Here is a 26,043-nt window from a genome sequence, read left to right on the forward strand (position 1 = left end):
TCGGCTCCCTGCCGCTCGCCTTGGTTTCGTGGTTCCGGGTCGTCTCGTTGAGCGAGAGGGCCAAGCCTATTCGGTGACCTCAATGGTAGCGCCCGTCCGGAAGGCGGCGATATCGGCCTCCCATTCCTGGCCCAGATCGGGGCGATCGGCATTGGCGAACCGGACCGAATAGCGCGGATCGGCCGCAAGCGTGGATGCTCCATCGCGTAGGGCGAGGTAAACATCGTAGGCGCCGCGCGGCACGCTGTCGTCGATGCGAAGGTCGATACTGACTTCAGATTCTGAGCCCGGCAGCCAGGCTCGGGGATCCGCGTTCACCCCGCCGAACTCCAAAACGGCACCGGACTGCCGATTCTTCAGCAACACCCGGAACTGTTTCGGGTTATACGGCGGAGCCCACCCCGTGTTGGCGATCGTCAGCGCAATCCGGGTGGTCTCGCCTCCCTCAACCACGCGCGGATATTTCAGGCGCAAGAGCGAGAGCCGGTAACCCATGCTGTTGCGCACATCGTCCAGGCATCCGCCGGCTTCCCAGCGGTCGTAAAAGAGCGGGCGATAATAGCCCGCGTTGAGATAGGTCAGGCCGAACCGCGCGCCTTCTCGTAGGATGTCCGCGCATTCGGACCGGGGGGAGGGGTCCGGGTCCGCCAGAGGGTTGCACGTCTCCCCTCCGAAAGGCCCGCGCGCGCTCAGCCGGGCCATGGCGTCGCGTTGTTCTTCCCGCTTTTGCGCATCCTCCGAATAGGTGCCGACATCGGTGTCGCTCGCGAGGAAGCAATCGTTGTGAAATCCGATCCCGGCACTATCGGAAGCCGCGCCTCGCGAGGCGAGCCATTCCTCGATATACGGCGGATACCGGAACTGCACACTTCGCTCGGGCGGAGCGGAACCGATGATCGCGTCCATGATTCGCCGGCGTTTCGCGGGCGAAGTCAGATCGTTCGAAGACGTGTGCCACTCGCCCCACGCGCCGATATACCCGGCCTGTATGAACGCGATGACGTCTGCATTTTCCCGCATGACGGCGCTCAACTGCTCGATATGCTTTAGGACGATTTCGAGCGGCGCATCCTGCGCAGTTTGGTAATCCGTCTCTCCCCGGGGGTAATTATAGACGGGGCGGACGATCAGTTTGACGCCTTCGTTGCGCGCCGCGGCAAAGCCACGGGACAGTTTACGAAGAAACCCGTCGGGCAAAGGCCGACTCTTGTAGCCGCTGAGGTCGATGCGGACGTAAAGCAACCGATAGTCCTGCGCGAAAGCGTCGCGAAGCTCGCGCCGTTTCAGATCCTGCAATGGGTGCTTCGCCGAGAGATAGAAGCCTCTCTCTGGATTGGGATGAGCCCCGTCATCAGAGACAAACTCGACTTCCTGAAGATCCGTATGGCTGGCCGCTGCCGCCGCGGGGATGGCTGCATTCAGTGCGAGCATGACAGCCGCACCTATACCGACGATCGCTGTCTTCGCATTCGGGAAAGAAAACGAAACTTTCATCGAAAGGTCTCCCTCGTTTTTTGCCAGATTTGCAGTTTGCCCATCCTATTCCCGGCCCGATTGCCCTGTCTATGTTTCCTTTTTTTGGGGTTTGACAAATTATCATATTATTTTATCCACGACGTCGATGGCGATGAGGGCGCTGGTTCGAACAAGGGGTGGCCAGCCACGATGCGCTTCAGTGGGAGGACAAAAATGATGAAAATTGCGGGATATGATCCAATAGCGCTACGCAGCCGATCGGATGTTTCGGTAGACGAGGCGCAGGCCCTTGCGGCGGGGCGGCGCACCAAGCGTGCTTCGGGCTACTGGAAATTCCTCGTGGGCAGTTCGCTGCTCGCAGCGTCCATGTCCAACGTCGCGCATGCACAGGAAGCGGACGAGGAGCTTTCCAAGCCCGCCTCGGACGAGACGGACGACAATGTCATCGTCGTGTCCGGCATTCGCCAGAGTCTCGCCTCTGCGCAGGAGATCAAGCGCAACGCCGACACGGTCGTAGACGCGATTACGGCCGACGACATCGGATCGTTGCCCGACCGCTCCATCAACGAAGCGCTGCAGCGTGTTCCCGGCGTTGCCATCAACCGCTTCGCGGCACCCAACGATTCCGCGCACTTTTCGGTTCAGGGCTCAGGCGTCACGGTCCGCGGGCTGAATTACGTTCGCAGCGAGTTCAACGGTCGCGACGCTTTCTCCGCTTCGGGCGGGCGTGAGCTCGGCTTCGACAGCGTGCCGGCGGAACTCGCCGGCTCCGTCGAGGTGTTCAAGAATCTGACCGCGGACATGATCGAAGGCGGCATCGCCGGCACGGTCAGCATCAACTCGCGCAAACCCTTCGATTCAACCGATCCCGTGCTCTTCCTCTCGGCCGGGATCAATTACGGCGACATCGCGCAGAAGTCCGCGCCGTCGTTCGTCGGCCTGTTCAGCGACCAGTGGGAGTTCGGCGACGGCGGCCGGGTCGGCCTGCTGGTCGGCGGCAGCTATTCCAAGCAGTACAGCCGCGCGGACTCGATCTTCCTCAACGGTTTCCAGCCCCGCTTCAATGCTCCGTTCGAGGCCGATGGCACCTGCGCCAACGGGCGCATCATCAACGAGGGCGAACCCTACGCGCTACGGGTGTGCGACAACTTCCCGACGCCCGCCGGGTACGACCAGGTCTATACCCCGCTGGGCGCCGGGTTCCGGTCGCAGGATTTCGAGCGTGAGCGCAACAGCCTGAACGCCGCTCTCCAGTATGAGAACGCAGCTGGAAATCTGCTGGTCACGGCGGAGTATATCCGCTCGGAATTCAACGAAAGGTGGACCGAGCGCACCATCGAGGCGGACAACTGGTTCCCCGATGCCGGCCAGATCTACCCGGCGGGCTACCTCGACCAGCCCGGATTTGCGTACGACCCGGACGCCAATTTCATGTATGATGAAAACGGTGTCTTCACCTCGGGCACGCTGGTGCACAGCGGCGGCTACGTCAGTGGACTGTGCCAGGGTTCTTCGAGCGACTGGTGCGATTATCGCCAGTTCATACCCGGCGGGATTTTCACCAAGCTTTCGAACCGTTCGGCCTTCAACGATGTGACGGCGCAGGACGCGTCGCTGAACATCAAGTGGTCGCCGTCCGACCGTTTGCACCTGATGTTCGACGGGCAATACGCGAAGTCCAAGGTCGACAACGCCGACGATGCGATCAATTTCAATACGCTGGCGAACTACGATATCGATCTGACCGGCAAGTATCCGGACGTCAATTTCATCACGCCCGGTTTCGATCCTGCGGAATATATCGGAAGCGGCAATTCCACCTATTATCGGTCGGCGGTCGAAAACCGCGCTATCAATGATGGCGAAGAATATGCCTTCAGGGCGGATGCTTCCTACGATCTGTCGGAAGACAGCTTCCTGAAGGAGGTTCGCGTCGGCGGCCGATATGCGAAGCGTAAACAGACGGTTCGCACCAACGAGTTCAACAACTGGGGCGGTCTGTCGGAGACCTGGATCGAGGGTGGTCCCAACTTCGTCAACAGCGATCCGTCCGTCGTTTCGTTCTACGGCTTCCCGGATTTCTTCCACGACGCCGCGACCCCGCCGCCGGCTGCGTTGTTCATCCGCGACTCGATACTCGAAACGCGTGGCGGGCTTATCGATCTGGCCCGTTCGCTCGCACCTCCGGGCTACTTCATGCCGATCGAGGATCGTGGCAGCGATCTGATCAAGGGCTATTTCCTGCCAGGGGAAGTGTATCCCAACAGCGAGGAAACGTGGGCCGGATACATCTCGACCTCGTTCGGGACAGAGTTCGACAGCGGCATGAAGCTGTCGGGCAACCTCGGCGTGCGTTACGTCCACACCCGCGACGAATCGTCCGGCGCGATCAACTTCGCGCCGTCGTCTCAGGTCATTCCGGATAGCTTCAATGGCGACTTCGTTGCATTCTGCGCGGGCCAGGCGCAGGGCACCGGGCCGCTGCCTGCATTGTGTCGACCGGGGGTCACCGCTGCTCAACAGCAAGCGGCGCTCGACTTCGCGGATGGCGCAGCGCTGGCCGATGTTGCGGAGAACAGCTTCGATCACTGGCTGCCATCGCTGAACGTGCGCTTCGATGCGTCGGACGAACTGGTGTTCCGCTTTGCCGCCTCGAAGGCGATCTCGCGGCCCGAGTTCAGCAAGCTGCGGAATTACGTCGGGCTCAATTACAACGCGCAGCTCGGCGGTTTTACCGCGCGGTCCCAGAACCCGTATCTGCGACCAGTGGAGGCTTGGCAGTTCGACCTGACCGCCGAGTGGTATTTCGCACCGGTCGGGTCCCTGACGCTGGCTGCCTTCTACAAGGACCTTAACAACGTCGTCGTCTCCAATCAGGTCTATAATCGCGACCTGACCAACAACGGCGTGACGCTACCGGTTTCGGTCAGCGGCCCGGCCAATTCGGAAGGGCATACGACCGTCAAGGGCGCGGAAATCGCCTATCAGCAGACCTTCGACTTCCTGCCGGGAGCCTTGGCGGGTCTGGGCACACAGCTTTCCTACACCTTCATCGATGTGGGCAAGATCGCGCTCGGCCCGCCCGCCTACGCGCCGTCGAACAACCTGGTGGAAACGGGCAACCAGCCCACCATCGACATCTCGGGGCTCTATGAAAGCCTGCCTCTGGAGGGCCTGTCGAAGCATAACTTCAACGCGGCCGTGTTCTACGAAAGAGGTAAGATCCAGGCGCGGGCGGCTTACAGCTGGCGGTCCCGGTTCCTGCTCACCAGACTCGATTGCTGCTTCCCCTTCGGCCCGGTGTATCAGGAGCCCAGCGGGCAGCTGGACGCATCTATCGGCCTGGATGTGGACGACAGGTTCCGTCTGGTGTTCGAAGTCCAGAACTTGCTGGACACCACGCTCAAGACCTCGTTCGTGCTGAACGGCGACGGTCTGCGGACGCCGCGTTCGTGGTTCAAGAACGACCGCCAGTATGCTCTTACGGCGCGGATGAAGTTCTGACCGTCCGAAGACGTACGAATGCGAATAAGAGGGTGTTGGAGGAGTATCGAGCCATGAATTCCGCAAAATCCGGGCGCTCGATGCGCAATCCTGCATCGAAATTGTTCTCGAGGTCGATCTGCACGCTTGCCTTGCTCTCGCTCGCGGCATCGCCGCTGGGGGCGAAGGAGGGTGTCGACGACCTCGAGCCTACGGGGACGTATTCGGTCTATCAGACCGATGCCGCGCAGACCCCGCCGATGGGGTGGAATCCGTGGAATGCATTTCGCACCGATGTTGACGAGGCAAAGATCCGCGGGTCGGCAGAGGCACTGGTCGACAACGGTCTGGCCCAGCTTGGCTATCGTTACGTCAATATAGACGATGGCTGGGCGTTGCAGCGCAAGGCCGACGGGACGCTCAAGATCCGCGATACGATGTTCCCTTCGGCCAAGGTCGAGGGCTATCCCAACGGCACCTTCGTCCCCTTCACGGATTTCGTCCATGGTTTGGGCCTGAAGGCCGGCCTCTATACCGATATCGGGCGCAACACCTGTGCCCAGTATCACGACGCGAAGAGCCCCAATCTGCCGGTCGGAACGATGGCCGAACGCCAGGTGGGCAGCCTGGGCCATGCCGAACAGGACATGAAGGCGATCTTCGGAACCTGGAATTTCGACTACGTGAAGATCGATGCGTGCGGAGTAGCCGACTACGCACCGGGTACCGAGCCGGTCGAGTCCGGGCGCTTCGCGGTGTTCCCGCCCTACATCGTGCGGGGGGACATTCCCAAGTCGAACCCCGACGCGGTGGAGGCGCTTTACGCGCAGCTCGGTAGCGCGATTAAGGAGTGGGGCGGACCCGATGCGGTGCTGAGCATCTGTGCCTGGGGCGAGGCGCTGTCGCCGCGCTGGGGGCACAAGCAGGGCAATCTGTGGCGCACCAGCCCGGATATCGAATTCAACTGGGACAGCATGCTGCGCAACATCGACAGCGCCGTCTATCGCACGCTCTATGCCGGTCCGGGCCACTGGAACGATCCAGACATGCTGGCGATCGGACATGGCGATTTCGACGAGAACCACCTGACCGAAGCGCGTGCCCACATGAGCATGTGGGCGATCATGGCTTCACCCCTCTTGCTCGGATACGACCTGCGCCACTCGCCGCAGGAACTGCTCGATATCGTCGGCAATCGCGAGGTCATCGCGATCGATCAGGACCCGGCCGGCAATCAGGGCGTCGCCTATCGCGATGGCGAGGCGATGGTGGTCGTTCGCACGCTCTCAGGCCCCGGATCGCGCGCGGTCGCCTTCTTCAACCGGGGGGACGAGCCGGTTTCCGCGACGGTGAATTGGACGCAGCTCGGTTTCGCGCCCGACACCGACGCGAGCATGCGCGACGTCTGGAGCCATGAAACGCTCTCCCCGGCATCGGGTGCGATAACCGTTAAGCTGGGTGCCCGCGAGGCGAAGCTGTTCCGGATCAAGGGAACGCCACTCGATCCCGATGCTGTGTGGCTCGATGAAATGCCGGCGCGCATCAATGTCGCGGCCGACGGGCTTGGCAATCACAGTCTCCCTGACGGCTGGACCCCGGCGCGCGTCGCCGCCGCGCCCGACGGCGGGCCGCTCGCTGCCGGGAAGACCACGTTCGACAAGGGTATCGGCCTCTTCGCCAGTTCACGCCTCGAATTACGGACCGACGGTGAATTCGGCCGTTTCACTGCGCGGCCAGCGGTGGCCGAAGGTGCAGTGCCCGTTCAGTTCCAAATCTATGCCGACAAGAAGCTCGTGGCCGAGACAAAGGTTGTCGCCGGACAGATCGGGGCGATCGATGCGGACGTAACGGGGGCCAAGATCGTGGAACTGGTCACGCGTGCCGGGGGTACCGAGCAGCGTGGTCCGATGGTCGCCTGGGCGAACGCGAAGTTGCAGCGCTAATGGGGTTTCGGCCCGACGGTCGAGGCTTTCCCTGAGGGTCCTGCCGCTCCGTTAGCCGCCCCCTATCGCATTGCGATGCAGCGGCAGGCGCGCGGCCATTGCGTGGTGGGCTTGCTTCATCCGGCGCATTGCCTGTGCCAATCCGTCTGCGTCCAGGGCCGCGCAGAGCGGGTCGCTGCCGAGCGGCTTCATTCCCTGACCTTCCAGAACAGCCGCCCAGCTGCCGACCGTGAACAGCTCGTCATCATAGCGGAAGATCCGTCCCTTGCGGCGATATAACTCCAGGCGAGTCTTCAGGCTGTCAGGAATGTCCATCGTGCGCACGTAATTCCAGAAGGGCGTGTCGTCCCGCTGGGTGACATGGTAATGCGCCACGATGAAATCGCGCACGGCGGCGTAGCTGGAAGTCATCAGGCGATTGTATTCGTCGCGCTCCACGTCGGTGAAATCACGGTCGGGGAAGAGCGCCAGCAGCTTCGAGATACCGGTCTGGATCAGGTGGATGCTGGTCGATTCTAGCGGCTCCAGAAATCCGCCCGACAGGCCGAGTGCGACGACATTGCGCTCCCACAATTTCTCGCGCACTCCGGTGCGGAAGCGCAGCGGCCGGGGATCGTCGGCAGGTTCGCTATCGAGGTTCGCCAGCAGAAGCCGCTCGGCCTCCGCGTCTTCCATATAGGCGCTCGCATAGACATGGCCGTTGCCGGTGCGGTGTTGCAACGGGATGCGCCATTGCCATCCCGCCGCAAGGGCGCGCGAACGCGTGTAGGGCGCGATCTGCTCCTTCGCAGCACTCGGTACCGCAACAGCCCTGTCGCACGGCAACCAGTGCGACCAGTCCGTAAAGGGCACGTCCATGGCCTCGCCCAGCAACATGCTGCGAAAGCCGCTGCAATCGATGAATAGGTCGCCGGCGACCCGCGTGCTATCCTCTAGCTTGACTGCAAGGACGTGCCCGGTCTCACCGTCGAGCTCGCCATCGACGATCCGCCCCTCCTGCCGGGCGACCCCGCGCTCGATCGCATAGCTGCGCAAGAATGCCGCGTAGGACGTCGCATCGAAATGATAGGCGTATTGCAGGTTGGAGAGAGGCGAGCGCGGATCGGCCTGGGGGTGTGCGAACTTGCCGTTGCGCGCTGCCATGGCGCTCATGGAATATTCCTCCAGCGAGCCCACGCCTTCGGCATCGCGCAGCCACGACCACAGCTGGTGGAATGCGATACCGTCGAAGTCGCGGCCGGTCCGGCCGAACGGATGGAAATATCGAGTGCCTGGCCTACCCCAGTTCTCGAACTCGATCCCGAGCTTGAAGGTGCCCTGCGTGGCTTCCAGAAACGCCCGCTCGTCGATCCCGAGGAGTTCGTTGAAGCCCAGTATGGGGGGAATCGTTGCCTCGCCTACGCCGATTGTTCCGATCGCGTCGGATTCGATCAGGGTGATGCTGCGCAGTCCACCAGCCAGCACGCGCCCGGCGGCGGCGGCCATCATCCATCCGGCGGTACCGCCGCCGACGATCACCAGATCTCGTATCGCATTTCCGTCCCCACGGCTCATTGTCCGCGTTCCTCCGTCAACCAATTGTCGTAGTCCGTTTGCGAGCGCACCACTTTCGCCACCGCATTGCGCTGCGCGTCCAGCACTTCGTCTGCTCGTTGCAGGGGGACCGACAGCGCGAGCGCGTCGTATCCCGAGCCCGCTTCAACCAGAGCATCGAGCGCGCGCGTCCAGCTTGCATCCCCGATCGCGTCGACCTCGCGCGGGGGGAGACGACCGGATCGTGCGAAGCGCCGCGTCACCTGCATCAGTTCCACGGATCCGCCGTGCTTCCGGAGACGCTTCCACAAGGCACCGGCATGTTGCGAATGGACATGCAATGCGGAGACGAAGTCACGGATTTCGTCGGAAATGAGGGCGGCGCGGCGGTTGTATTCCCGCTCGATCAGAGGGTGCGGTTCGCTGCCCGGCATGAGGTCCAACAGGAGAGCCAGGTGCATCGCCGCAAGCGTAAATCCGAAGCCGCCAAGCGGGCCGGGCACGGCGGCGGCGTCGCCGAGCGCGACGCGCCGACCCTCCATCGGTCTTTCGAGCCGTCCGGTTGCGAAAGCCAGCTTCCGCGCATCGGGGGGAGTCGACGGGGCACCTCGTTTCGGGTCGAACACCGCAACTTGGCGCGTCGTGCGCGGTCCCGGCAGAGTGGACAGCCATCCCCAATCCCTTGCCGCATATTCGTTCAGCAGCGAAGGTGGCCCCACAGCGTCCCACAGCAGCATTTCACCGTCCGGGATCGCCTCGCCCCAATCTTCCGACCGGGCGTCCTGGAGCACCGCGCCGCACCCGGCGCATTCCAGCCGGAGATCGACCTCGGCAAGCGAGTCCGTATCTCCGATGAAGATGACACCCGCCTGCTCGGCGAAGCGCCGCAAAAGAGCCGTGAAACCCGCGGTGTCGAGATGCAGCGCATATCCGATCGCGTCGCCCGCGTCCGTCCGATGCAAGCTGTCGGGATCGAATTTCCCGGCCTCCGCCAAGGCAATAGCTGCAGAGCCGGTCGCCGGATCGCGGCGTCCCGTCCGCATGCGTTCGATGAGCGAAATCGGAATGCCCATCGCAACGGGCTCTTCCTCCGCAACCGGGACGATGAACGGTGCCTTCGTCCAACCGGTGAACCTGTCGCCCAATGTGTGGGAAGCCAGTCCGGAGCGGATCGGTCCAGTCTCGTCCAGACCTATCAGATCGAGCAGTCTCATCGCGGGCGGATGAACGAGCAGGATGCTGTCGGCGATGCCGCCCCCTGTGGTGGCCCCCTGCATCACGCGAATATCGGCTTTCGGCAAAGCGCGTTTCAGGGCCAGTGCCGAACACAAGGCGACCGCCCCGCTGCCGATGATCGCGGCGCTGGTTATCGGCTTTCGCGCGTTTTCCATAGTCACGAGGCGACCTCTCCCGCCAGTACGGCGGCGTGCGTCGGAAGCGCCTCGACTCCCTCGGCGATACGGTGGGATAGCCCCGACATCGCCTGCCGAAGACCGGTGAGGGACGGGAACTCCGTGCGCGGGTCCCAGCCGTGCGGCATGATCCCCTGACCGATCATCACCGAAATCCAGCTCGGCTCCAGGAACAGCCCCCGGCGATACTGCGGCACCAGCGCGCAAGTGCGCCACAGCTCCATCTTCTCCGCCAGCGTTTCGGGGATGTCCATGGTGCGCACATGGTTCCAGAAGTCGGAATCGCTGCGCTCGGTCGCGTGATAATGCAGGATCAGGAAGTCGCGGATGCGGTCGTATTCGTAATCGACTTCGCGATTGAATGCGGCGCGCTCTTCCGGCTCGATCGTGCCATTGGGAAAGTGCTCCAGCAGGCCGGTAATGGCTGTCTGAATCAGGTAGATGCTGGTGGATTCCAGCGGCTCCAGAAATCCGGAGGCGAGCCCGATCGATACGACATTGCCGACCCAGCTGCGCCGCCTCCTGCCAGCGCTGAACCGCAGCACGCGCGGTTCGGCGAGGGCTTCGCTTTCGAGTGCGTCCAGCAGGCCCTGCCGCGCCTCGTCGTCGGAACAATGCTTGCTCGAATAGACGTAGCCATTGCCGACGCGGTGGCGCAGCGGGATCCGCCAGCGCCAGCCTGCGGGCATGGCGATCGCCCGCGTGTAGGGTTCGATCTCGTCGCTCGCGGGGAGGCAAGGGGCGGCGACGGCGCGGTCGCACGGCAGCCAATGCGACCAGTCTTCCCAATCTTCCTCCCCGATCAGCAGCGCGCGGAAGCCGGAGCAATCGATGAACAGGTCGCCTTCCACCCGAGCGCCGCTTTCGAGCAGGAGCGCGGACACGTCGCCGCCTTCGTCGCGCTCGACCGACACGACGCGCCCTTCGGTCCGTCGCACGCCGCGCGCGGTCGCCCGGTCACGAAGATAGGGGCCGAACAGGGTCGCATCGAACTGATAGGCGTAGCCGAAGCTCTCGATCGGATCGCCGTCCTGCGCGGGCCGGGCGAACCGCCGGGCCTCCGCCGCCATCACTGCGAAGGAATAGTCGTCTATGCGCGAGGCCTGGCCCTCGGTCCGGGCGCGCAGCCAGAAATGATGAAAACCGACCCCCGCCAGGCTGCGCCCATAGGTGCCGAAGGGATGGATGTACCGCTCTCCCTCGCGTCCGAAGCCCGAAAACTCGATCCCCAGCTTGTAGGTCGCCTGCGTGGCAGCCATGAATTCGCCTTCGTCTATCCCGAGGCGCGCGATGAATGCGCGCAGATGCGGCAGGGTCGCCTCGCCCACACCGACGATGCCGATATCTTCGGATTCGATGAGATGGATATCGGTCGTCGCACCGACCATGGTCTGGAGCGCGGCGGCGGTCATCCACCCTGCCGTTCCGCCGCCCAAGATGACCACGCGCAGGGGATCGGAATGCGAATGGATTATAGGTTCTGCCATCGTATCCGGACGCCTCCCCCTGGCGAATTCTCGCTTGTGATCGCTAGCCTCGACCGGGCTTGCCGTGCTCGTCGGGCGGGCAAGGATATTCACGCGTTCGCGTGCTTTGTCCCGCCATTTTGGGATAGGGCACCGGCACAACCAGAGGCAATAAAAAGATGCAAAACGAAGATTCGAAGCAGCGCCTTCTCGCAATCGCGTCTAGGCCAGGGGAAAGGGTGCGATAGCGGGAAACAGACCGCAAACCGGAGGATTGGAAGCACATGCAAAGAGACGGCGTCGTTTGCGAAACGCGTATCGAGCCGTTCGGCCATCTGCCGGACGGACGGGAGGTTCATGCGCTCCGGCTGGAAAACGGGCGCGGGTTCGTTGCCACGGTGATCACCTACGGTGCGCGGCTGCAGAGCATGTTGGTCCCCGATGCGGCCGGTAGCGTGGCGGACGTGGTGCTCGGCTATCCCGGTCTCGCCGGCTATCTGTCGGATCCCGCCTATCTCGGAGCCACTGTCGGCAGGTGGGCCAATCGCATCGCCGGGGCGAAATTCTCGCTGGGGGGAGAAGAGTTCGTTCTCGCCAGCAATGATGGGCCCAATTCGCTGCACGGCGGGACGCAGGGTTTCGATGCCAGGTTATGGACTATCGAGAGCCATAGCGGCGGCGAGAGCGCGACGGCGGTGCTGTCGCTTTTCAGCCCGGATGGCGAGGAGGGATTTCCCGGCGATGTGCGGGTGAGGGCGATCTTCACGCTCGACCCCGATGGGCGATTAGCGGTGGAATATCAGGCGGTCTGCGATGGACCGACGATGCTGAACCTGACGCATCATAGCTACTGGAACCTGCGGGGCGAAGCGAGTGGCAGTGACGCGCGCGAGCAGGAGCTCACCATCCATGCGGATGCGTTTCTTCCGATCCGGCCCGGGGGCATTCCGACGGGCGAATTTCGCGACGTCGCGGGAACCCCGTTCGACTTTCGCCAGCCTCGCCAGCCGCTGACGCATGCGGGAAACGACGACGCGCAGTTGCAGGTGGCAGGGGGCTACGACCACTGCTGGACGCTCGCTGGCGGTCGAACGGCGGAACCGCGTCTGGTGGCCACGCTTCGCGACCCAGCTTCGCGGCGCGCCGTCGATCTATGCTCCGACCAGCCTGGCCTCCAGTTCTACGGCGGCAATTTCCTGTCCGGTGAGCGCGCGGGCAAGTGCGGGCGGGTCTATCGCCCGCATGACGGCCTCGCGCTAGAGCCGCAGCTGTTTCCCGACACGCCGAACCAGCCCGCCTTCGGTTCCGGTGTGCTCGAACCCGGCGAGACCTATCGCAACCGTATGATCTGGCGGTTCTACTGCGACTGAGCGGCGGAAAGTTCGCGCCACGCTTCGACGAATTCCCGTGCTCTTTCACCCACCTCGGCCGGGGTCCGGCCCGGCTTGTAAAGCGAGGAGCCCAGGCCGAAACCCGACGCGCCGGCCTTCACCCATGGTTCCATGGAGTCGACCTCGATCCCGCCCACGGGCAGAACGGCGAGTTCTTTCGGGAGCACCGCGCGCGCGGCCTTCAGAGCGAGCGGGCTTGATGCTTCGGCGGGGAACAGCTTTAGCGCGGTCGCTCCGGCGTCGATAGCGGCAAACGCCTCGCTCGGCGTCGCGAAGCCAGGTAGAGACGCGAGGCCCGCAGTTGCCGTCGCCTCAATCACGCCCGCGTTGGTGTTGGGCGAGACGACGATCTGACCGCCGGCGTCAGCCACCTGCGCAACCTGTTCGACGCTTAGCACTGTGCCTGCGCCGACCATGGCGCGGCCTCTCAACTTCTCGGATAACCGAGCGATACTATCGAGCGGTTCGGGGGAGTTGAGGGGTACTTCGATCAGGCGGAAGCCCGCCTCCACCAATGCTTCGCCGATGTCTTCCACTTCGTCGGGCGTCACGCCGCGCAGGATGGCGACCAGCGGGCAGGCGGAAAAGGCACTGTCGAACTCGGGGATGAACCTCATGGCAATAGGCCTTCTAATTTGACGATACCGCGCACGAACGCCGCTTGGCTATCGATTACGGTTGACTTGCGACCTGCTCGTTCGATCGCCTTGGCATAGAGAACCCCTAGCCGCTCATCGGCCAGGATATGGACGAGATCGTGACCGTATTCGGTAAAGCGTGCGGCGACCTCCGCTCCTATAAGCAAGCCGCTGGCAAAGGACGGTGCGTCATCCTGTGCGAGCGAGCCCAGCAACCCGGCGGCCCGGATACCGAACAGCGCGGCGGACAGGTCGCGTTCGAGGCCCTTGTCCACGCCTGCGAGGAAGGCTTCGCCCGGGGTGACCGAACCGGCAAGCTGCGATGCGAGGATGCTGTCGCGGCTGAGCATGGCGAATAGTTCGCCTGTCATGGCGGTGGTGAAGCGGGCGATACTTCCGCCCTTCATCTCTACCCATTTGCAGTGGGTGCCCGGCTGGATCAGAAGCGCATCGGGCGGAACGAGACCGGCGTCCACGGCCCCAAGCAGCTGAACTTCCTCCCCCCGCATGACGTCCACGCGGGCAGCGTCCATCCGGGATACGCCCGGCACGATATACACATCCCGGTCCGGCTGCACGCAAGCTGCAGCCAGCCCAGACAGGTCCGCCGGAGTGGGCACGTAAGGTGCCTCGTGCCAGCCGATCGACGATCCGACCATCCCGGCCATGACGATCCGTTGCGGCCCGAAGCGATCGCGCATCGCCTCGATCTCGACCGCAAAATTGGGCTTCGCCGCCACTCCGCGATCGTCCCTTTCGGTGGTGACGACCCGGTCACCCTCGATGAGATAGACGCGGCGGTTGGTCGTTCCCCAGTCGACTGCAAGAAAGGTTCCCACGCTCACCACCCCACGCTCACCACATTGCGGCATAGAGTGCGATGAGGATCCCGATCACCGCGAACCCGGCGATATTGAAGGACCTGCTGGTCGCATAGCTGATATCCGCCGTCTCGATCCGGTCGCTGCCGGCCGCGCCGGGTTTCAGGAACGAGACCAGTATCGCAAGTCCCAGCGAGAGGAAGAACACCCACATCATGCGGTTCATGAAGGGCACCGCGTTCAGCGCCGCGATCCCGCCCCAATCGCTGGGGAACCAGAACACGACGCTGCCCAGGATCGACACGGCTGCGGCGGTGATGGCACCCGCTTCGCTCGCCCTCTTCCAGAACAGGCCGAGCAGGAAGATGACCGTGATGCCTGGCGTGATGAAGCCGGAGAATTCCTGGATGAACTGGAATGCCTGATCGAGGCTGCCGAGGAGCGGGCGTGCCGCGAACAGCGCCAGCAGCGTGGCTACGCTCGCGCTGATCCGGCCGATCAAAACGAGATGCTTTTCATGGCCCGCGCGCCGGGTCTCGTCCTCCGCTTCGCTTCTGTACCCGCGGCGCTTGGCATAGAGGTCCAGGGTGAAAATGGTCGCGATCGAATTGATCTTCGACGCGGTCGACGCGACGACCGCCGCCATCAATGCCGCGAACACCAGTCCCAGCAGGCCGGTCGGCAGATAGCGCATCATGGTGGGATAAGCCTGATCGGCGGGGTCAAGGCCGGGTGCCAGAATGACGGCGGCGAGGCCGGGCATCACGACCACCAGCGGCATCAGCAGCTTCAGGATGGCGGCAAACACCACGCCCTTCTGCGCTTCCTTCAGGTTCTTCGCGGCGAGAGCACGCTGGATGATATACTGGTTGAAGCCCCAATAGCTGAGATTGGCGATCCACATGCCGCCGACCAGCACGGCGATCCCAGGCAGTTCCTGATAGCCGATATCGCCCGGTTCCAGGATCATGTTGAACTTGTCCGGAGCCTGGTCGAGCAGCGTGGTGAAGCCGAACCAGACGCCTTGCCCGCCGCCCACTTCGTTCAGCGTCAGGCCCGAGATGATCAGCCCGCCGAACACCAGCAGCGTAACCTGGACGATATCCGTCAGGGCGACCGCCTTCAAGCCACCGTATAGCTGGTACAGCAGGGCGAACCCGCCCAGGCCGAACAAGGCCACCGTCTGGTCGACGCCGGCGACCTGGTTGACCACGATCGAACCCAGCCACAGGATCGAGGTAAGGTTCACGAAGACGTACAGGCCGAGCCAGAAGATCGCCATGATGGTGCGGATATTCGGGCCATACCGCTGCTCCAGAAACTGGGGCATGGTGTAGATGCTGTTCTTGAGGAAGATCGGCAGGAAGAACTTGCCGACGATCAGCAGCGTTAGCGCCGCCATCCATTCATAGGATGCGATGGCGAGGCCGAGGCGATAGCCCGAACCCGACATGCCGACGATCTGTTCGGCAGAGATATTGGCGGCGATGAGAGACGCGCCGATCGCCCACCAGGGCAGCGACTTCGAAGCCAGGAAATAATCCGAGCTGTTCTTTTCATGCCCCGCACGGTCGCGGCTGACCCATTGCGCGAGACCGAATATTCCCACCGCATAGATCGCCACCACGACGATATCGAATGTCGCCAGACCCATAGGATCGCACCCTCCGCCCCGCGGGCCACCCGCGATGGCCCATTTCATTCTGGAGCCGAATTATATTATTTATGGACTTTGTCCAGCCGTGGATGGTTTGTCTATCGCGATCACCACTTTAAGCTATGATGGCAGATAACCGATTTTGGTGGGAAGGAGCAGCCTTGGTGAGGGCAGTAGAAGACGACGGGAGCGTCCGCTCCCGGCTTGGCCGGAATCTGACTCAGGGAATGCTCGAACATCTCGGGCGAGCGATCATCGTGGGCGAATACAACGATGCGCCGTTCCCCACCGAAGCGGAATTGACGCAGCATCACGGGGTCAGTCGCTCCGTCACGCGCGAGGCGGTGAAGATGCTGACGGCCAAGGGATTGCTCAGCGCACGCCCGCGCCAGGGGACGGTCGTCGAGCCGGCGGAGAACTGGAATCTTTTCGACCCCGATGTCCTTCGATGGCTGCTGGAACGAAGAGCCTCGGTCGTCCTCTTGCGCCACTTCAACCAGCTGCGGGTCGCGATCGAACCCGAAGCGGCCGCCTTGGCGGCTCGTTTTCACCAGGAAGACGATCTGAAACTCATTTCGGATGGGCTGGACCGGATGCGCGAGGCCGAGAAGGGCCAGGACGATACGCTCTCCGCCGATATCGCCTTCCACGTGGCGATTCTGGAAGCTTCCGAGAACCCGTTCTACCGCCAGTTTCGTGATGTGGTTTCGACGGCGTTGCAGACCTCGATCCGGTTCACCAACAAGATCAAGGGCCATACCGCCAGCATCGAGGACCACGGTGCCGTCCTCGATGCCATCGCCAACAGGGACGAGGACGGTGCGCGGCGCGCGATGCGGCACCTGATCGGTGAAGTGCTCGACCTAATCGGGCAGGATAGCGGCGACGGGCAGGGCGGGCGTGCCGCCTCGCTTCCCTAGTGACTGTCGCGCGGTAGACCCTTGGTCTGGGCGATGCGCTGATAGGCGACGGCACATTCCAGCACCGCGCCTTCGCCGAATTGCCCGACCAGATTGCGCTGTATTTCCTGCCATGGGGTCTGTGATTCCGGTGCCAAACCTGTGTTATCGTCGCTGATTTCCTGGCGGCGCCGGTCGAGTTCCTCGTCATCCAGTAGCACGTCGACCTTGCGCGCGGTCAGATCGATCCGGATCGTGTCGCCCGTTCGCACCAATGCCAGCCCGCCGCCGACGGCGGCTTCAGGCGAGGCATTGAGGACCGACGGAGATCCGCTGGTGCCCGATTGGCGACCGTCGCCGATGCATGGAAGCGTATCGATACCGGCCTGGATCAAGGCGGCGGGCGGACGCATGTTCACGACCTCAGCCCCCCCGGGATAGCCCACCGGCCCGGCACCGCGCATGATGAGGATGCAATCCTGATCGACCCCCAGTTCGGGATCGTCGATCCGCTGGTGATAATCCTCCGGCCCATCGAACACGATCGCGCGCCCTTCGAACCGGTTCGGCGATTCCGGGTTCGAAAGGTAACGCGACCGGAATTGCGCCGAGACGACCGAGGTTTTCATCACGGCATTGTCGAACAGATTGCCCGACAGGACCGTCAGCCCCGCGTGCTCCGCCAGCGGTTGGCCGTAAGGACGGATGACCTGCTCGTCGAGCGAGCGGGCGGTGCCGATATTGTCCGAGACAGTCTTTCCGGTGGCGGTCATGACCGATCCGTCCAGCTGGCCGTTGCGCAGCAATTCGCCCATGACGGCGGGCACCCCGCCGGCCCGGTGGAAATCCTCGCCGAGATATTCCCCGGCGGGCTGGAGATTGACGAGCAGGGGGACCTTCGCCCCGTGTTCCTCCCAATCCGCGATCGTCAGCTCCACACCAAGATGCCGCGCGACCGCGTTGAGGTGGATCGGCGCGTTGGTCGACCCGCCGATCGCGGAATTCACCCTGATCGCGTTGAGGAAGGCTTCGCGCGTCATGATATCGCTGGGCTTGCGGTCCGCGGCGACCATTTCCACGATCCGGCGTCCCGTCTCCCACGCGCATTGCTGGCGGTCGCGATGGGGCGCAGGGATGGCGGCCGAGCCCGGCAACGACATGCCTAGGGCCTCGGTCAGCGAATTCATCGTCGTGGCGGTGCCCATGGTGTTGCAATAGCCCGTCGAGGGCGACGACGAGGCGACCAGCTTGATGAATCCCTCGTAATCGATCTCGCCCTTCGCCAGCATCTCGCGGGCTTTCCAGATGATCGTGCCGGAGCCGACGCGCCGCCCCTCGTGCCACCCGTTCAGCATCGGACCGACCGACAGAGCGATAGCCGGCACGTTGACCGTCGCAGCCGCCATCAGGCACGCCGGGGTGGTCTTGTCGCACCCGATCGTCAGAACGACGCCGTCGATGGGATAGCCGTAGATGGTCTCGACCAGGCTCAGATAGGCGAGGTTGCGGTCGAGCCCTGCGGTGGGGCGCTTGCCGGTTTCCTGGATCGGGTGCACCGGGAATTCCAGCGGGATGCCGCCCGCTTCCCGGATGCCGTCCTTCACCCGCGCGGCCAGCACCAGATGGTGGCGGTTGCACGGCACGAGGTCGCTGCCCGTCTGCGCGATCCCGATGATCGGGCGGTCGGATTGCAGTTCCTCGATGCTCAGCCCGTAATTCAGATAGCGCTCCAGATAGAGCGCGGTCATATCGGGATGGTCGGGGTTGTCGAACCAGTTTCGCGAGCGAAGTCTCTTGCGTGGTGCTCGCATCTCATTCTGGCCCGTCACGTCGCCTTATCCCCCGAAAACAGTTGTACCGCGCTATGTGCGCCGATCATTGATAACGGCGTTCTTCCTGCTAAGGAACCTATAAATCATATAAAACATGTGAGAGTGTCTGGAATGATGGATTTCGCCGCAATCGGTTTGGGTAAGATAGCCCGCGACCAGCACCTGCCCGCGGTTGCCGAGAGCGACTTTTTCACCCTCGCGGCCACTGTCGATCCGGACCAGAAGGCCGACGGAACACCGTCGTTCGAAAGCGTGGAAGCGCTCGTGGACAGCGGGTTTCAGGGTGCTGTCGCTATCTGCACGCCCCCGGCGGTCCGCTTCGCGGTGGCGCAGGCCGCACTCGCTGGCGGACTGCACGTTATGCTGGAAAAGCCTCCCTGCCTCAGCCTGACGCAAGTCGAGGACCTGACGGCGGATGCGGACCGGGCAGGCTGCACGCTCTTCACCGCGTGGCATTCACGCGAAGCAGATATGGTCGCCCCCGCAAGAAAATGGCTGGAAGGACGATCCGTTCGCCAAGTGCAGATCGTCTGGCGCGAGGATATCCGCCAATGGCATCCCGGCCAGCACTGGATCCTGCAAGAGGGCGGCTTCGGCGTGTTCGATCCCGGCATCAATGCGCTGTCGATCCTGACCGAAATCCTTCCGGGCACGGTTGAGGTCACGGGTTGCAGGCTGGATAATCCCGAGAACTACGCCTCGCCGATTGCCGCGTCGATGCAGATGCGGCTGGCCGGTGGCGCGGAAGCGCACGCCGATCTCGATTTTCGGGAGTCGGGAACGCAGACGTGGGAAATCCGGATCGAGACCGATGACGGCTCCATGGTCCTCGCGGATGGAGGAGCCTGCTTGACGATCGGCGGACAGGCCGTTCCTTCCGAGGGTGGAGCGGGCGAATATGCGCGCCTCTACAGCCGGTTCGCCGACCTTATCGGGGCCGGTGCGAGCGATGTGGACAGCGCGCCGCTCGGGATCGTGCTGGAGGCGCTAAAGGTGGGCGAGAAGCGAAAGGTTGAACCCTTCGCGTTTTAGCCTTCGGCACCGGTGCCCGCGCGCACCTAACGGCGGAGGCGCGGGCATCGTCAGCTCCGGTTTTCCGCCCTCTCCTGCGCGGCGACCGCTTCGGCCGCTTCCATCACCCGCAGGACGTTTTCCCCGGCCAGCTTCGCGATATCGCCATCGCTCCACCCCCGGCGCATCAGTTCCTTGAGCAGCGCCGGATAGGTTGAAACGTCCTCCAGCCCTTCGGGCAACTGGTTGCCGACGCCGTCGAAATCCGATCCGATCCCGACGTGATCCACACCTGCGACCTTCGCGATGTGCTCGATGTGATCGGCCACTTCGCTCAGCGTGACCTTGGGCGCGGGATGGGCCGCGAGCCACTCTTCGAAAAGCGCGGCGGCTTTCTCCGGCTGACCGATCGCCAATCCCCCGTAGGGCGGTGCGTTCAGCCGCGTTCTTTCGGCGCCCCGATCCGCCGACCAGCGGCGAAAGGCATCGGAGACATAGGGGTCGGCATAATTGACCATGACCACGCCGCCGTTCTCGCGAACGAGCTTCAGCACATCGTCGGACACATTGCGCGGATGATCGTTCAGGGCGCGGGCGTTCGAATGGGAGAAAATGATCGGTGCCTTGGTGACCCGCAGAGCGTCGCGCATGGTCGCTTCGCTGACATGGCTCAGGTCGACGAGCATTCCCAGGCGGTTCAGCTCGTGCACGACATCCTCCCCGAACGGGGTCAGCCCGTCATGCTGCGGGTTGTCGGTGGCCGAATCCGCCCAGTCGATGGTGATGGAATGGGTGAGGGTCAGATAGCCTGCGCCCAATGCGGCATAGGTCCGCAGGATGGAGAGATTGCCGTCGATCTGGCCGCCGCCCTCCACGCCGATCATCGAGGCGATCCTGCCTGCCTTGTGCGCGCGCCGCACGTCGGCGGCAGTCCGGGCGAGCGCGAAGGTTTCGGGATACCGCGCGACGATCGATTTCACGAGGTCGATCTGCTCCAGCGTCTCGATCACCTGCTCGTCGCCGGGCAGGGTGGGGGACACCCAGACGGACCAGAACTGGCCCCCGACCTTGCCTTCTTTCAGCCGCCGGATGTCGGTATTGTACTGCGCCGAGTCCGCCGAGATATCTTGCAGGTCCATGGTCCAGCGCTTGTCCGGGGCGTTCTCTCGCAGCATCTCCGGCAGGTCGTTATGCCCATCGATCAGCGGGGTTTCGGCCAGCACGCGGTCCACCCGCGCATCGTAATCCTGCGCGGAAGCCGGGGCCGCGACGGCAAGCCCGGCTGCAAGGACTGTAAGAACAAGGCGTGTCATCTTCATCGCGCTCCTCTTGCGGTGCGGGTGTGTTCGTCGGACGGCGTGTCCTCGTTGGCCGGGGTGGTCGCCTGCCTTTGTTCCTCGTGCAGGTTGAGCATCGATTCCATCAGCGCTTCGTCGGCACTCGACATGATACCCAGGACTTCCGCTTCCTCGCAATCTTCCGCCGCCAGATATGCGTGGCCCATGCTGGAATCGATATAGAGCGACTGCCCCGCCTCCAGCGTCACCGGATCGTAGAATTCGGTCTGCACGACCACCTTGCCGCTCAGCACGTAGATGAATTCCTCGCCCGAATGGCGCACGAGATCGCCGAACTGTTCGGCGGAGCGGGCGCGGATCTTCGTGATGACGGGTATCATCCGCTTCCGGCGAAGCTCCGTGCACAGATAGTAATAATCGTAGTTGGGCGTTTCCACACGAACCGAGCGCCCGATATCGCCCAGGCTGCGCCGGGCGGTAACAGCCTGCGACGCGGTCTCGTCCTGTTCGGAAAACAGGTCCGACATGCGCAGGCCCAGCCTTTGCCCCAGCGACTGGAGCTTGTCGTAGGTCAACGTAAGCCGGTCATGCTCGATCTTGGATAGCGTGGAAACGGGGATGCCGCTCTTCGCGCTCATTTCCTTGAGGGTCCAGCCTTCCCTCTTGCGCAGATTGCGAAGCAGAGAGCCCAGAGTGGGCGGTTCCTGCGACATGCCGATCCCTCACACAGCCATTGACGAATTTTCCAATCAGGATAAACATTGTCCCAATCGGAATGTTATTCATTCATAGAGAAAGCTGGTGGCGGGGGCAACGGGAATGCGATTTTTCAAGCTGTTTATCGGTCTGGCGCTTATCGGTACATTGATCGCGGCGGGGGCTATCTCCACCGCGCAGACGCTCGATGAAACCGCGGCCATGCAAGGTCCGCTGACCCCCGAACCGGCGGTCGCGCAAGCATCCCCATCATCGGGCGGCACTGGCGAGACGCTCACCCAGGACGACATCAACGCATGGCTCGACGGGTACATGCCCTATGCGCTTCGCTCCGGCGACGTGGCTGGCGCCGTCGTCACCGTGGTGCGTGATGGCCAGATCGTCGCGGCGAAGGGCTATGGCTATGCGGATGTCGGCAAGGGGACGCCGGTCGATCCCGCACGCACCCTGTTCCGCCCCGGCTCGGTCTCGAAACTCGTCACCTGGACCGCCGTCATGCAGCAGGTTCAGGCCGGGAAGATCGATCTCGACGCCGACGTCAATCGCTATCTCGATTTCGAGATTCCGCCGCGCGACGGGCAGCCGGTGACGATGCGGCAGCTCATGACCCATACGGCCGGGTTCGAAGAGGCGGTGAAGGACCTCATCAGCTTCGATCCCAAGGCCGCGCAGCCCATTGGCACCTATCTCAAGCGTTGGGTGCCAGAGCGTATCTTCGCCGCCGGTACGACGCCGGCCTATTCGAACTGGGGCACCACGCTGGCGGGATATATCGTGCAGCGCACGTCCGGCATCCCGTTCGACGATTATGTCGAACAGAGGATTTTCCGTCCGCTCGGCATGAACACCGCGACGTTCCGCCAGCCGCTGCCTGCCCGCCTCGAGCCGCTGATGGCTACCGGCTATCCGCTCGCCTCGGGCGAAAAGGAGGGGTTCGAGATCGTCGTTCCCGCCCCGGCCGGATCGCTGTCCGCGTCCGGGCTGGACATGGCCAAGTTCATGATCGCCCACCTGCAGGGCGGCGGCCCGATCCTCGACGCGAAGACCGCGGCGATGATGCATGACAGCCCTCTCGACAAGGTCGATCCGGCGTCGCTGATCCCGCCGCTGAACCGTATGGAGCTGGGCTTCTTCGAAACCAACATCAACGGGCGCGACGTCATCGCGCATCTCGGCGATACGCAGAACTTCCACACCTCCCTGCATCTGTTCATGGACGAGGGCGTGGGCCTGTACGTCTCGTTCAATTCCACCGGCAAGGAGGGGGTCGTGCAGGAGGTTCGGGGGCAGCTGTTCCAGGATTTCGCCGACCGCTACTTTCCGGCCTCCGGTACCGATGGACGGGTCGATCCGGAAACGGCGAAGCGGCATGCCCGGATGATGACCGGGGTCTGGATGAACAGCCGCCGGGGTCAATCGAACTTCATCGATATCCTCAACCTCTTCGGCCAGACCGACGTCACGCTGGACGCGGATGGCGGATTGCTCGTCCCCTCGCTGGTGGAACCGGGCGGCGCGCCGCGCAAGTGGGACGAGATCGCGCCGTTCGTGTGGCGCGATCGCACCGGGCACGACCGGCTGGCGGCGAAGGTCGTCGACGGAAAGGTCGTGCGCTGGAGCTTCGACATGGTCTCCCCCTTCATGGTGTTCGACCCGGTCGAGCGCTATCGCTCCAAGACGTGGATCCTGCCGCTGCTCTATGCCAGCCTGGCGATCCTTCTCCTGACCGCGCTCTACTGGCCTGCCACCTGGTTCGTGCGTCGTCGCTACCAGTCGGAGCTGCGGGTGGCGGGCAACGCACGCCGCGCCTATCGCGCCGCCGGGATCATGGCGTGGGCGGAATTGCTGACGATCGGCGGATGGACGGCGCTGGTCCTGGCGATGTTCACCCAGCTCGAACTGCTGAGCGGGGCGTCCGACCCGCTGCTGTGGCTTGCGAAGATCGTCGCGATCATCGTCTTCGTCGGTGCCGTGCCGATCGCAGGCTGGAACGCGTGGCTGACTTGGACGGATGGCCGCAAGTGGACGTCCAAGCTGTGGAGCGTGCTGTTCCTGCTGGCGACCGTGGTGGTTCTCTATGTCGCCATCGTCTTCCACGTCCTCGTGCTGTCGACGAACTACTGATGCGCCTGACGGTCGAGACGCAGGCGATCCGGCTTGCTGAACCCTTCGCGATATCGGGCTACGTGTTCGAGCACGCGGAAGTGCTGGTCGCGACGCTGGACGACGGGTCGCATCGCGGCCGGGGAGAGGCTGCCGGGGTTTATTATCTGGGCGACGATCTCGCGAACATGCGCCAGCAGATCGAGGAGGTGAGGGACCAGGTCGAGGGCGGGATCACCCGCGCCGACTTGCGCTCCGCCCTGTCACCGGGCGGCGCGCGCAACGCGCTCGACGCGGCGCTGTGGGAGCTGGAGGCTGCTCGCACCGGGACGCCGGTGTGGCAACTCGCCGGGCTGGACGAGCCGAAACCGGTGCGCACCACGATGACGGTGAGCGCCGACAGCCCGGCGAAGATGGCCGACAAGGCCACCCGCTTCGCCAGCGCGAAGGCAATCAAGATCAAGCTGACCGGCGACCTCGATCTCGATCTCGCGCGCGTCGCCGCCATCCGTGCTGCGCGTCCCGACGTATGGCTGGGCGTTGATGGCAACCAGGGTTTCGAGGCGCGCGAGCTGGACCGGCTCGTGGAGGGGCTGCAGGCGCAGGATGTCTCGCTGCTGGAGCAACCGCTTCAGCGTGGGCGCGAGGCGGACCTGGACGGGTTTTCCTCGACCATTCCGATCGCCGGGGATGAAAGCCTGCTGAGTCTGGAAGATCTCGAGCGGGCGGTCGGGCGGTTCGACGTCGTCAATATCAAGCTGGATAAATGCGGCGGGCTGACCGAGGGTCTGATGATGGCCGCGGAGGCCCGGCGGCTGGGGCTGGGCGTGATGGTCGGCACCATGATCGCCACCAGTCTCGGCACCGCGCCCGGCTTCCTGCTGGGCCAGCTCGCCGATCTGGTCGATCTCGACGGTCCGCTGCTGATTGCAGAGGATCGGGAGCCGGGCGTCACCTACACGGACGGGATGCTCTACGCCCCCGCCGACGTGTGGGGGGCGGGGGCCCCGGCGATCGCATGAGTCTTGCGAAGCCGGAGGAGCAGACCTGGTTCGGCCAGCCGCGCGGCCTGACCGTGCTGTTCCTCACCAATATGTGGGAGCAGTTCTCCTACTACGGCATGCGCGCGCTGCTGGTCTATTACATGACCAAGCAGCTGATGTTCGCGCAGGGGCACGCATCGCTGGTCTATGGCGCCTATACCGCGACCGCGTATTTCACCCCGATCGTCGGCGGGGTCATCGCCGATCGCTATCTGGGGAAGCGGCGCGCGATCCTGATCGGCGGGTCCATCATGGCCTTCGGGCACTTCATGATGACCTTCGAGATGCTGCTCTATCCTGCGCTGGTGACCATCGCGCTGGGCAACGGTCTGTTCCTGCCCAGCCTGCCGAGTCAGATCGACGATCTCTACGAGAAGGGCGATCCGCGGGTCGGCTGGGCCTACAACATATATTATGTCGGCGTGAACATCGGCGGCTTCCTGGCTCCGCTCATCTGCGGAACGCTGGGCGAACTCTATGGCTGGCACTGGGGCTTCGGCGCGGCCGGGATCGGGATGGGCCTGGGCCTCGCGATCTATGTCTGGGGCCAGAAATATTTGCCGGAGCAGAGCCGCTCGCGGAGCGGCGTTTCCGCGGCGAAGCTCGGCGGGGGTATCGGGCGCTTTCCCAAGGATATCGTCATTCTCCTGTCCGCCGTCGCCCTTTCGGTCGTCGTCTTTCGCGGCGCGTACGAGCAGGTCGGAAACACCCTGGCGCTGTGGGCGGATACGGGGGTGGATCGCACGGTGGGTGCGACCGAAATCCCGATGACGTGGTTCCAGTCGCTCAATCCCCTGCTGGTGATGCTGATGACCCCGCCGCTGCTTGGCTGGTGGCGGCGGAGGGCGGAGGCGGGGCGGCGCGAACGTCCCGCGCGCAAGATGGCGACCGGCGCGCTGATCGTGGGGGCCGCCTATCTGCTGCTGGCGCTGCTGGAGGCGTTGGGCGGCCCCACGCACTGGCTCTGGCTGGTCGCCTTCTTCGTGATCTTCACCTTCGGGGAGCTCTACATCCTGCCGACCGGCCTGGGGCTTTTCGCCAGGCTGGCACCGGCCGGACTGGGAGCGACCACGGTGGCCGCGTGGTACCTGACAATATTTGCAGGAAGCCTGGGCGCAGGGGTGGTCGGCACGCTCTGGAGCGTTACCGATCACGCGCTCTACTTCGCGTTCCTCGCCGGGCTGGCGGGGCTGGCGGCGGGAATGCTGCGGCTGATCGACCCGCTAGAGACGCGGATCGAGGATGAGGTGTCACAACCGGGTTGACAATTTTCCGATTAGGACAATAGTTCTCCTATTCGGGTATCCTGTCATCGACACG

Annotated in this window: 18 protein-coding genes; 8 read left to right on the forward strand and 10 right to left on the reverse strand. The window is 63.6% G+C overall.

What is annotated here, in order from left to right:
• Positions 1 to 66: 66 nt before the first annotated feature.
• On the reverse strand, positions 67 to 1,431 hold the full coding sequence (locus tag MKP08_RS07660; protein ID WP_256970032.1) for a DUF4832 domain-containing protein: 1,365 nt from the start codon (positions 1,429 to 1,431) through the stop codon (positions 67 to 69).
• Between the two features lie 258 nt (positions 1,432 to 1,689).
• On the opposite strand from MKP08_RS07660, the gene MKP08_RS07665 reads away from it, so the two are divergent.
• A complete protein-coding gene (locus tag MKP08_RS07665; protein ID WP_241553325.1) occupies positions 1,690 to 4,980 on the forward strand; it encodes a TonB-dependent receptor in 3,291 nt (1,096 codons plus the stop codon).
• Positions 4,981 to 5,033: 53 nt separating this feature from the next.
• A complete protein-coding gene (locus MKP08_RS07670; RefSeq protein ID WP_241553326.1) occupies positions 5,034 to 6,902 on the forward strand; it encodes an NPCBM/NEW2 domain-containing protein in 1,869 nt (622 codons plus the stop codon).
• A gap of 51 nt (positions 6,903 to 6,953) precedes the next feature.
• Here the strand turns inward: MKP08_RS07670 and MKP08_RS07675 are convergent, their stop codons facing one another.
• Genes MKP08_RS07675 through MKP08_RS07685 form a run of 3 tightly spaced genes read right to left on the reverse strand, consistent with a single transcriptional unit; the run spans position 6,954 to position 11,334 of the window.
• On the reverse strand, positions 6,954 to 8,456 hold the full coding sequence (locus tag MKP08_RS07675) for a tryptophan halogenase family protein (RefSeq protein WP_241553327.1): 1,503 nt from the start codon (positions 8,454 to 8,456) through the stop codon (positions 6,954 to 6,956).
• Complete coding sequence (locus MKP08_RS07680) at positions 8,453 to 9,826, reverse strand: tryptophan 7-halogenase (RefSeq protein ID WP_241555565.1); 1,374 nt, start codon at positions 9,824 to 9,826, stop codon at positions 8,453 to 8,455. The genes MKP08_RS07675 and MKP08_RS07680 overlap by 4 nt, the downstream gene beginning before the upstream one ends.
• Before the next feature lie 2 nt (positions 9,827 to 9,828).
• A complete protein-coding gene (locus MKP08_RS07685) occupies positions 9,829 to 11,334 on the reverse strand; it encodes a tryptophan halogenase family protein (protein ID WP_241553328.1) in 1,506 nt (501 codons plus the stop codon).
• 263 nt (positions 11,335 to 11,597) lie between these two features.
• On the opposite strand from MKP08_RS07685, the gene MKP08_RS07690 reads away from it, so the two are divergent.
• Positions 11,598 to 12,683 (forward strand): aldose epimerase family protein, encoded by a 1,086-nt coding sequence (locus MKP08_RS07690; RefSeq protein ID WP_241553329.1) that lies wholly within the window; start codon positions 11,598 to 11,600, stop codon positions 12,681 to 12,683.
• Here MKP08_RS07690 and MKP08_RS07695 read toward each other — a convergent pair.
• Genes MKP08_RS07695 through MKP08_RS07705 form a run of 3 tightly spaced genes read right to left on the reverse strand, consistent with a single transcriptional unit; the run spans position 12,671 to position 15,817 of the window.
• On the reverse strand, positions 12,671 to 13,321 hold the full coding sequence (locus tag MKP08_RS07695) for a 2-dehydro-3-deoxy-6-phosphogalactonate aldolase (protein ID WP_241553330.1): 651 nt from the start codon (positions 13,319 to 13,321) through the stop codon (positions 12,671 to 12,673). The genes MKP08_RS07690 and MKP08_RS07695 overlap by 13 nt on opposite strands.
• On the reverse strand, positions 13,318 to 14,187 hold the full coding sequence (locus MKP08_RS07700; protein WP_373418078.1) for a 2-dehydro-3-deoxygalactonokinase: 870 nt from the start codon (positions 14,185 to 14,187) through the stop codon (positions 13,318 to 13,320). The genes MKP08_RS07695 and MKP08_RS07700 overlap by 4 nt, the downstream gene beginning before the upstream one ends.
• 10 nt (positions 14,188 to 14,197) lie before the next feature.
• On the reverse strand, positions 14,198 to 15,817 hold the full coding sequence (locus MKP08_RS07705) for a sodium/sugar symporter (protein WP_241553332.1): 1,620 nt from the start codon (positions 15,815 to 15,817) through the stop codon (positions 14,198 to 14,200).
• 230 nt (positions 15,818 to 16,047) lie between these two features.
• On the opposite strand from MKP08_RS07705, the gene MKP08_RS07710 reads away from it, so the two are divergent.
• Positions 16,048 to 16,740, forward strand: coding sequence for a FadR/GntR family transcriptional regulator (locus MKP08_RS07710; protein ID WP_241555566.1), 693 nt, complete (start codon positions 16,048 to 16,050; stop codon positions 16,738 to 16,740).
• Here MKP08_RS07710 and MKP08_RS07715 read toward each other — a convergent pair.
• The gene (locus tag MKP08_RS07715) at positions 16,737 to 18,530 is read right to left on the reverse strand and encodes an IlvD/Edd family dehydratase (protein WP_241555567.1); all 1,794 of its coding nucleotides are present in this window, start codon (positions 18,528 to 18,530) and stop codon (positions 16,737 to 16,739) included. The genes MKP08_RS07710 and MKP08_RS07715 overlap by 4 nt on opposite strands.
• Before the next feature lie 135 nt (positions 18,531 to 18,665).
• Here MKP08_RS07715 and MKP08_RS07720 point away from each other — a divergent pair, with 135 nt between their 5' ends.
• Positions 18,666 to 19,583, forward strand: coding sequence for a Gfo/Idh/MocA family protein (locus MKP08_RS07720; RefSeq protein ID WP_241555568.1), 918 nt, complete (start codon positions 18,666 to 18,668; stop codon positions 19,581 to 19,583).
• 50 nt (positions 19,584 to 19,633) lie between these two features.
• On the opposite strand, the gene MKP08_RS07725 is transcribed toward MKP08_RS07720, so the two are convergent.
• Positions 19,634 to 20,881 (reverse strand): dipeptidase, encoded by a 1,248-nt coding sequence (locus tag MKP08_RS07725; protein WP_241553333.1) that lies wholly within the window; start codon positions 20,879 to 20,881, stop codon positions 19,634 to 19,636.
• On the reverse strand, positions 20,878 to 21,573 hold the full coding sequence (locus tag MKP08_RS07730) for a helix-turn-helix domain-containing protein (RefSeq protein ID WP_215228693.1): 696 nt from the start codon (positions 21,571 to 21,573) through the stop codon (positions 20,878 to 20,880). Before MKP08_RS07730 ends, MKP08_RS07725 begins: the two co-directional genes overlap by 4 nt.
• Positions 21,574 to 21,679: 106 nt before the next feature.
• On the opposite strand from MKP08_RS07730, the gene MKP08_RS07735 reads away from it, so the two are divergent.
• Genes MKP08_RS07735 through MKP08_RS07745 form a run of 3 tightly spaced genes read left to right on the forward strand, consistent with a single transcriptional unit; the run spans position 21,680 to position 25,988 of the window.
• A complete protein-coding gene (locus MKP08_RS07735) occupies positions 21,680 to 23,701 on the forward strand; it encodes a serine hydrolase (protein ID WP_241553334.1) in 2,022 nt (673 codons plus the stop codon).
• Positions 23,701 to 24,702: a dipeptide epimerase gene (locus MKP08_RS07740; RefSeq protein WP_241553335.1), complete on the forward strand. Its 1,002-nt coding sequence runs from the start codon at positions 23,701 to 23,703 to the stop codon at positions 24,700 to 24,702. Before MKP08_RS07735 ends, MKP08_RS07740 begins: the two co-directional genes overlap by 1 nt.
• Positions 24,699 to 25,988, forward strand: coding sequence for a peptide MFS transporter (locus MKP08_RS07745; protein WP_241553336.1), 1,290 nt, complete (start codon positions 24,699 to 24,701; stop codon positions 25,986 to 25,988). The genes MKP08_RS07740 and MKP08_RS07745 overlap by 4 nt, the downstream gene beginning before the upstream one ends.
• Positions 25,989 to 26,043 lie beyond the last annotated feature (55 nt).

Origin of the sequence: Erythrobacter sp. LQ02-29 (assembly GCF_022576075.2) — a bacterium.
Taxonomy (GTDB): Bacteria; Pseudomonadota; Alphaproteobacteria; order Sphingomonadales; family Sphingomonadaceae; genus Alteriqipengyuania.

What these genes read in the sequence shown, in the direction of transcription:
- MKP08_RS07685 (WP_241553328.1), bottom strand. Translation starts at nt 11,334, where the DNA reads ATGGCAGAACCTATAATCCATTCGCATTCCGATCCCCTGCGCGTGGTC.
- MKP08_RS07670 (WP_241553326.1), top strand. Translation starts at nt 5,034, where the DNA reads ATGAATTCCGCAAAATCCGGGCGCTCGATGCGCAATCCTGCATCGAAA.
- MKP08_RS07680 (WP_241555565.1), bottom strand. Translation starts at nt 9,826, where the DNA reads ATGGAAAACGCGCGAAAGCCGATAACCAGCGCCGCGATCATCGGCAGC.
- MKP08_RS07675 (WP_241553327.1), bottom strand. Translation starts at nt 8,456, where the DNA reads ATGAGCCGTGGGGACGGAAATGCGATACGAGATCTGGTGATCGTCGGC.
- MKP08_RS07715 (WP_241555567.1), bottom strand. Translation starts at nt 18,530, where the DNA reads ATGCGAGCACCACGCAAGAGACTTCGCTCGCGAAACTGGTTCGACAAC.
- MKP08_RS07690 (WP_241553329.1), top strand. Translation starts at nt 11,598, where the DNA reads ATGCAAAGAGACGGCGTCGTTTGCGAAACGCGTATCGAGCCGTTCGGC.
- MKP08_RS07730 (WP_215228693.1), bottom strand. Translation starts at nt 21,573, where the DNA reads ATGTCGCAGGAACCGCCCACTCTGGGCTCTCTGCTTCGCAATCTGCGC.
- MKP08_RS07695 (WP_241553330.1), bottom strand. Translation starts at nt 13,321, where the DNA reads ATGAGGTTCATCCCCGAGTTCGACAGTGCCTTTTCCGCCTGCCCGCTG.
- MKP08_RS07660 (WP_256970032.1), bottom strand. Translation starts at nt 1,431, where the DNA reads ATGCTCGCACTGAATGCAGCCATCCCCGCGGCGGCAGCGGCCAGCCAT.
- MKP08_RS07735 (WP_241553334.1), top strand. Translation starts at nt 21,680, where the DNA reads ATGCGATTTTTCAAGCTGTTTATCGGTCTGGCGCTTATCGGTACATTG.
- MKP08_RS07725 (WP_241553333.1), bottom strand. Translation starts at nt 20,881, where the DNA reads ATGAAGATGACACGCCTTGTTCTTACAGTCCTTGCAGCCGGGCTTGCC.
- MKP08_RS07740 (WP_241553335.1), top strand. Translation starts at nt 23,701, where the DNA reads ATGCGCCTGACGGTCGAGACGCAGGCGATCCGGCTTGCTGAACCCTTC.
- MKP08_RS07665 (WP_241553325.1), top strand. Translation starts at nt 1,690, where the DNA reads ATGATGAAAATTGCGGGATATGATCCAATAGCGCTACGCAGCCGATCG.
- MKP08_RS07745 (WP_241553336.1), top strand. Translation starts at nt 24,699, where the DNA reads ATGAGTCTTGCGAAGCCGGAGGAGCAGACCTGGTTCGGCCAGCCGCGC.
- MKP08_RS07710 (WP_241555566.1), top strand. Translation starts at nt 16,048, where the DNA reads ATGCTCGAACATCTCGGGCGAGCGATCATCGTGGGCGAATACAACGAT.
- MKP08_RS07705 (WP_241553332.1), bottom strand. Translation starts at nt 15,817, where the DNA reads ATGGGTCTGGCGACATTCGATATCGTCGTGGTGGCGATCTATGCGGTG.
- MKP08_RS07720 (WP_241555568.1), top strand. Translation starts at nt 18,666, where the DNA reads ATGGATTTCGCCGCAATCGGTTTGGGTAAGATAGCCCGCGACCAGCAC.